The sequence below is a fragment of the Streptomyces changchenzhani genome, assembly GCF_039766235.1.
In the GTDB taxonomy this organism is placed as follows: domain Bacteria; phylum Actinomycetota; class Actinomycetes; order Streptomycetales; family Streptomycetaceae; genus Streptomyces.
Window position 1 is genome coordinate 136,465 of the sequence record NZ_JBDHNH010000016.1, and the last position, 6,552, is coordinate 143,016.

General features: G+C 66.6%; 4 protein-coding genes and 1 rRNA gene. 4 read left to right on the plus strand and 1 reads right to left on the minus strand.

Annotation, left to right across the window (positions count from 1 at the left end):
• Nucleotides 1–228 precede the first annotated feature (228 nt).
• Nucleotides 229–1,686 (plus strand): adenosylhomocysteinase, encoded by a 1,458-nt coding sequence (ahcY, locus tag ABCR94_RS35285; RefSeq protein WP_347125157.1) that lies wholly within the window; start codon nt 229–231, stop codon nt 1,684–1,686.
• 108 nt (nt 1,687–1,794) lie between these two features.
• Entirely contained in the window at nt 1,795–2,421 is a 627-nt protein-coding gene (locus ABCR94_RS35290) for a hypothetical protein (protein WP_347125158.1), read from the plus strand.
• Nucleotides 2,422–2,587: 166 nt separating this feature from the next.
• On the opposite strand, the gene ABCR94_RS35295 is transcribed toward ABCR94_RS35290, so the two are convergent.
• Complete coding sequence (locus tag ABCR94_RS35295; protein WP_347125160.1) at nt 2,588–3,712, minus strand: RDD family protein; 1,125 nt, start codon at nt 3,710–3,712, stop codon at nt 2,588–2,590.
• A 122-nt stretch (nt 3,713–3,834) separates the two neighbouring features.
• Here ABCR94_RS35295 and ABCR94_RS35300 point away from each other — a divergent pair, with 122 nt between their 5' ends.
• Both ABCR94_RS35300 and ABCR94_RS35305 read left to right on the plus strand, forming a co-directional pair.
• The gene (locus tag ABCR94_RS35300) at nt 3,835–4,842 is read left to right on the plus strand and encodes a stage II sporulation protein M (protein ID WP_347125162.1); all 1,008 of its coding nucleotides are present in this window, start codon (nt 3,835–3,837) and stop codon (nt 4,840–4,842) included.
• 604 nt (nt 4,843–5,446) lie between these two features.
• A 16S ribosomal RNA gene (locus ABCR94_RS35305) occupies nt 5,447–6,552 on the plus strand; the annotation flags it as partial.

Genomic DNA, 6,552 nt, shown 5'->3' on the forward strand with positions numbered 1-6,552 from the left:
GTTCCAGCCATGGCCCTGAACAGGCGGGCTGGGGAGCACTGCTCCGATCGGTGTAGATTCGTGACCTAGCCAGACGTCGCTGCTGATGGCGGTCGGGCGGTCCGCGGACCGGCCGAGGGAGAGAGGGCCTTCGACGGACTGCGCTGCTAGCGCTCGGGCATTCCTGTGCCCGCCGCCGCAGAGTCAGCCGTATTCACACCTCGACCCAACCCACGAGGAGCAGCCCGCATGACGACTGTCGCCACCGGCCAGGACTTCAAGGTCGCCGATCTCTCCCTTGCCGCCTTCGGGCGCAAGGAGATCACTCTCGCCGAGCACGAGATGCCCGGCCTGATGTCGATCCGCAAGGAGTACGCCGCGACCCAGCCGCTCGCCGGCGCCCGTGTCACCGGCTCGCTGCACATGACCGTGCAGACGGCCGTGCTCATCGAGACCCTGGTCGCCCTGGGCGCCCAGGTCCGCTGGGCCTCCTGCAACATCTTCTCCACCCAGGACCACGCCGCCGCCGCCATCGCGGTCGGCCCCGAGGGCACCCCGGAGAGCCCCAAGGGCATCCCGGTCTTCGCCTGGAAGGGCGAGAGCCTGGCAGAGTACTGGTGGTGCACGGAGCAGGCCCTGACCTGGCCGAACACCCCCACCAGCGGCCCGAACATGATCCTGGACGACGGTGGCGACGCCACTCTCCTCGTCCACAAGGGCGTCGAGTTCGAGAAGGCCGGCGAAGTCCCGGACCCGGCCACCGCGGACAGCGAGGAGTACGGCTACATCCTCGGCGTGCTGACCCGCACCCTCGGCGAGAACCCGCAGAAGTGGACCCAGCTCGCCTCCGAGATCCGCGGTGTCACCGAGGAGACCACCACCGGCGTACACCGCCTGTACGAGATGCACCGCGACGGCGCCCTGCTGTTCCCGGCGATCAATGTGAACGACGCCGTGACGAAGTCGAAGTTCGACAACAAGTACGGCTGCCGCCACTCGCTGATCGACGGCATCAACCGCGCCACCGACGTCCTGATCGGCGGCAAGGTCGCTGTCGTCTGCGGCTACGGCGACGTGGGCAAGGGCTCCGCGGAGTCGCTGCGCGGCCAGGGCGCCCGCGTGATCATCACGGAGATCGACCCGATCTGCGCGTTGCAGGCCGCCATGGACGGCTACCAGGTCGCGACGCTGGACGACGTGGTCGCCATCGCCGACATCTTCGTCACCACGACCGGCAACAAGGACATCATCATGGCCGCCGACATGGCCAAGATGAAGCACCAGGCGATCGTCGGGAACATCGGCCACTTCGACAACGAGATCGACATGGCCGGCCTCGCCGCGATCCCCGGCATCGTCAAGGACGAGGTCAAGCCTCAGGTCCACACCTGGAAGTTCCCCGACGGCAAGGTCCTCATCGTTCTCTCCGAGGGCCGCCTGCTGAACCTGGGCAACGCGACCGGCCACCCGTCGTTCGTGATGTCCAACTCCTTCGCGGACCAGACCCTGGCCCAGATCGAGCTGTTCACCAAGCCCGAGGAGTACCCGACCGACGTCTACGTGCTGCCCAAGCACCTCGACGAGAAGGTCGCCCGCCTCCACCTCGACGCCCTCGGCGTCAGGCTCACGACCCTGCGCCCGGAGCAGGCCGCCTACATTGGCGTCCCGGTTGAGGGCCCGTTCAAGTCTGACCACTACCGCTACTGATCCACACCTCAGTGGCAGAACCTCAGCAGTAGGTTTCAGGCAGGCCCCCGCACCCCCGTGCCGGGGGCCTGCCCCGTTTCAGACCTCTGCAGGACTCTGAAGGACCTCATGCCCCGCGGCCGTTATTCGCTCCACGATTCCCACGACCACACCCCCCTCGGTGAAGAGCACTTCCACTGCGCCCCCGGCCCCTCCGGCTGGCGCTACGTCTCCCAGATCACCACCCCCTCCGGCGACCACGGCGGTTCCGTCGACCTCACCCTCGACGAACTGGGCCGCCCCATCCGCGTCGAACTGAACGCCGCGAGCTGGCAAGTACGCGGCGCCGCCCTCGAAGGCGTCACCTGGGTCCGCACCGACCCGACCGGCACTCACGCCACCGAAGGCAACGTCCCCGCGCACGCCTTCACCGCCACATCCCCCGCATTCCTCATCGCCACAACCCGTCTGTTGCGCCTCACCCCCGGTTCCCCCGCCACTCGCGTCCGCCTCGTCGCCTTCACCGACCCGGTCCTCGCCCCCCGCACCCTCGACCAGTCCTGGGCCCTGATGAAGAGTGAAGCGCACGCCACTGACAATGGCCCCCTGACGGTGGACGAATACCAGGTCAGCGCCCTGGACACGGGCGAGCAGCACACCATCCACATCGCCGGGGACGTGGTCCTCTCGGCACCGGGCATCGAACTGGAACACCTTGAGACACCCCCTTCGGCCTTCCCCGAGCCGGGCATGTGAGGCACGGGCAGTTGACCACCGGGCCCACGCCCCACTGAGCCGCCGCCCCCGCGTCCAGTGAGTCGACCGCCAACGGCAACCGATCCAGAATCCAGATCACCGCGTAGGCCGCAAACACCCGAGCCGTACGCCGCAAACACCGCACACCGCGCACCCGCGAGCCGATCTAAGCAGGCGGCGCGAACCCCGTGGCAGAAGGTGTCGGCGTCGCCGCCTCGCCCCCCGGCCCCTCGCCCACCCGCGCAGCCTCGCCCCCCGTTCCCACATCCGGGTCCGCTCCCACTCCCAAGCCCACGGACGCCCTCACTCCATATCCTGGCCTCGCCACAGGCCCCGGTCCCGGTCCCGCGTCCGGAGGCGCGAAAGCGCTCGTACGCACAGGCCCGCCCGGAGCCATGGGTATCGCCGCACGGTCGTGAGCGCCAGCCACCCCGCCCACACCAGCACCGCCCGTCCCGCCCACACCAGCACCGCCCGTCCCGCCCGCGCCAGCACCACCCGTCCCGCCCGCGCCACCCCGCACATCGACCGCCCCCGCCCCCGCCGCCACGAACGCCTTCCGCGCGTCCCGCGACTGCCGCTCGTTCACCACTGCCGCCAAATACGCGGCAGGCGGTACACTCTCCGGCGCAGGCGCCCCCGTACGCGCCGCCAGATCACCGGCCAGCCGCTCCGCCATCGACCAGCTCACCTGCGGATCGAGCTGCCTCATCCGCGTCAGGTACTGCCGGACCGCGAGCCACAGCGAATCAGGCACGCCCGAAAGATCCAGTCCCGTGAACCGCCCCACGAGCCACGGCGGCGGAGGCGGCACAGCGGCCATCCGACCGGCCGCAACGCGTTCGCGCACCACAAGAGTCCCGGCGAACACATCGCCGATTCGCCGCCCGCGCTCGGACACCAGCGAAGCGATGCAGGCGACGACTCCGAACGTCATCAGGATCTCCACCACGCCGACCGCCCCACGCACCAGCGCGTGCCGGAACCGGATCGGCCCCCCGTCGTCGCGCACCACCCGCAACCCGCAGGCCAGCTTCCCGAGCGACTGCCCGTGCGTGAGCGTCTCCACCGCGATCGGTGCCCCCACAAGCACCAGCAGGAACGAGGCCACAGCGAGTGCCATGCCCGCTGCCTCGTCCAGCGACCCAGTGGCGAGCGCCAGCCCGATCGACACCAGCAGATACACCGTCCACACCACTGCCATGTCGATGGCCAGAGCAAGTGCCCGGCTGGGCAGCTTCGCCGGACGCAGCCCCAGTACGACCGCATCGCCCGTCACAAGCTCACTCACGGATTGCCCACCCTTCGACGACCTTCCCTGCTCCCTGGAACGCTCAGTCTGCCAAGCTGGCCCGCAGCGCGCGCCGCGTAGTACGGACCGTACGGACCCAGTGCCTGGAGCAGCAGCCGACCATGGACCTCGACGTCTTCGTGACCACCCACCACGCCGAGTGGGACCGCCTGGACCACCTCCTGCGCCGCGGCCGCCGTCTCACCGGTGCCGAGGCCGACGAACTCGTCGCCCTCTACCAGCGCACGGCCACCCACCTCTCCCTGATCCAGTCCAGCGCCCCCGACCCCATGCTCACCGCGCGCCTGACTCAGCTGGTGGCCCGCGCCCGCTCCACCGTGACGGGCGCCCGCCGCGCGTCCTGGCGCGACGCGACCCGCTTCCTCACCGCCGGATTCCCCGCAGCGATGTACCGCACCCGCCACTGGTGGGTACCGACGGCGCTGCTCTCCACGGCCGTGGCCGCCATGATCGGCTGGTGGATCGCCACCCACCCCGAGATCCAGTCCGCCATCGCGGCCCCGTCGGAACTCCGCGAGATGACCCGCCCGGGCGGCCAGTACGAGGCCTACTACTCCAGCCACCCTGCGGCGTCCTTCGCCGCCCAGGTCTGGACGAACAACGCCCAGGCCGCCGCCATGTGCCTGGTCCTGGGTGCCTTCCTCTGCTTCCCGGTCATCTGGATCCTCTTCCTCAATATGCTGAACCTTGGCGTTGGCATGGGCCTGATGTCCTCGGCAGGCCGCCTCGACACCTTCCTCGGCCTGGTCCTCCCACACGGCCTGTTGGAACTCACCGCGGTCTTCGTCGCCGCCGGCACCGGCCTCCGCCTCGGCTGGACCCTGATCGACCCCGGCCCCCGCCCGCGCCGCGTCGCCCTCGCCCAGGAAGGCCGAGCAGCCCTCGGCATGGCCATCGGCCTCGCCCTGGTCCTCTTCGTGTCGGGCGTCATCGAGGGCTTTGTTACGCCGTCGGGCCTGCCCACCTGGGCACGCATCACCATCGGCATCGTCGCCGAGCTGGCATTCCTCCTTTACGTCTATGTCCTCGGTGGCCGTGCGACCCGAGAAGGCGAGCACGGAGACATCGAACTTGCCGACCGAAGCGCGGAGCTCCCCACGGCGGCGTGATGTGCGTAAGGCCCCGCTGACCTGCTAGTGTCCTGTCAACCCACAAAAGCCGTTGACGCGGTTCGTGTGGGGAGGTAGATTCGAACGGTTGCCTGCAGTTGGACATACTCAACCGCAACAGCTAGTGTCTATATCACTCTCGTGGGAATTGACTCCCGGAGAGCCTCTCGAATTCATTCGAAACACGAAGCCGATTAGCTCGGCCGAAATGCTTCTGATAAAGTCGGAATCGCCGGAAAGGGAAACGCGAAAGCGGGAACCTGGAAAGCACTCCGCCGACGGGGAATCGGACGCGAAAGCGTCTGGTAGAGTCGGAAACACGAAATACCGAAGGGAAGCGCCCGGAGGGCCCCGTGAAAAGGGACCAAAGGAAGCGTCCGTTCCTTGAGAACTCAACAGCGTGCCAAAAGTCAACGCCAAATGTTGATACCCCGGCCCATCCTTTGTGGGTGGGTTGGTGGTTCCTTTGAAAAGACCCGGACGGCCCTTTTGCTTCGGCAGGGGGTGCGGCCGGGCAACACTAGCGAGGACGCTGTGGACATCACGCCTTATTCCGGCTGTGGTGTCCCGCTCGTCGTGTGTGTCTCCCGATTACGGGAAAACATTCACGGAGAGTTTGATCCTGGCTCAGGACGAACGGCTGGCGGCGTGCTTAACACATGCAAGTCGAACGATGAAGCCTTTCGGGGTGGATTAGTGGCGAACGGGTGAGTAACACGTGGGCAATCTGCCCTTCACTTCGGGACAAGCCCTGGAAACGGGGTCTAATACCGGATAATACTTCCTGCCTCATGGGGGGAAGTTGAAAGCTCCGGCGGTGAAGGATGAGCCCGCGGCCTATCAGCTAGTTGGTGGGGTAATGGCCTACCAAGGCGACGACGGGTAGCCGGCCTGAGAGGGCGACCGGCCCACACTGGGACTGAGACACGGCCCAGACTCCTACGGGAGGCAGCAGTGGGGAATATTGCACAATGGGCGAAAGCCTGATGCAGCGACGCCGCGTGAGGGATGACGGCCTTCGGGTTGTAAACCTCTTTCAGCAGGGAAGAAGCGCAAGTGACGGTACCTGCAGAAGAAGCACCGGCTAACTACGTGCCAGCAGCCGCGGTAATACGTAGGGTGCGAGCGTTGTCCGGAATTATTGGGCGTAAAGAGCTCGTAGGCGGCTTGTCACGTCGGTTGTGAAAGCCCGGGGCTTAACCCCGGGTCTGCAGTCGATACGGGCAGGCTAGAGTGTGGTAGGGGAGATCGGAATTCCTGGTGTAGCGGTGAAATGCGCAGATATCAGGAGGAACACCGGTGGCGAAGGCGGATCTCTGGGCCATTACTGACGCTGAGGAGCGAAAGCGTGGGGAGCGAACAGGATTAGATACCCTGGTAGTCCACGCCGTAAACGTTGGGGAACTAGGTGTTGGCGACATTCCACGTCGTCGGTGCCGCAGCTAACGCATTAAGTTCCCCGCCTGGGGAGTACGGCCGCAAGGCTAAAACTCAAAGGAATTGACGGGGGCCCGCACAAGCAGCGGAGCATGTGGCTTAATTCGACGCAACGCGAAGAACCTTACCAAGGCTTGACATACACCGGAAAGCATCAGAGATGGTGCCCCCCTTGTGGTCGGTGTACAGGTGGTGCATGGCTGTCGTCAGCTCGTGTCGTGAGATGTTGGGTTAAGTCCCCGCAACGAGCGCAACCCCTGTCCTGTGTTGCCA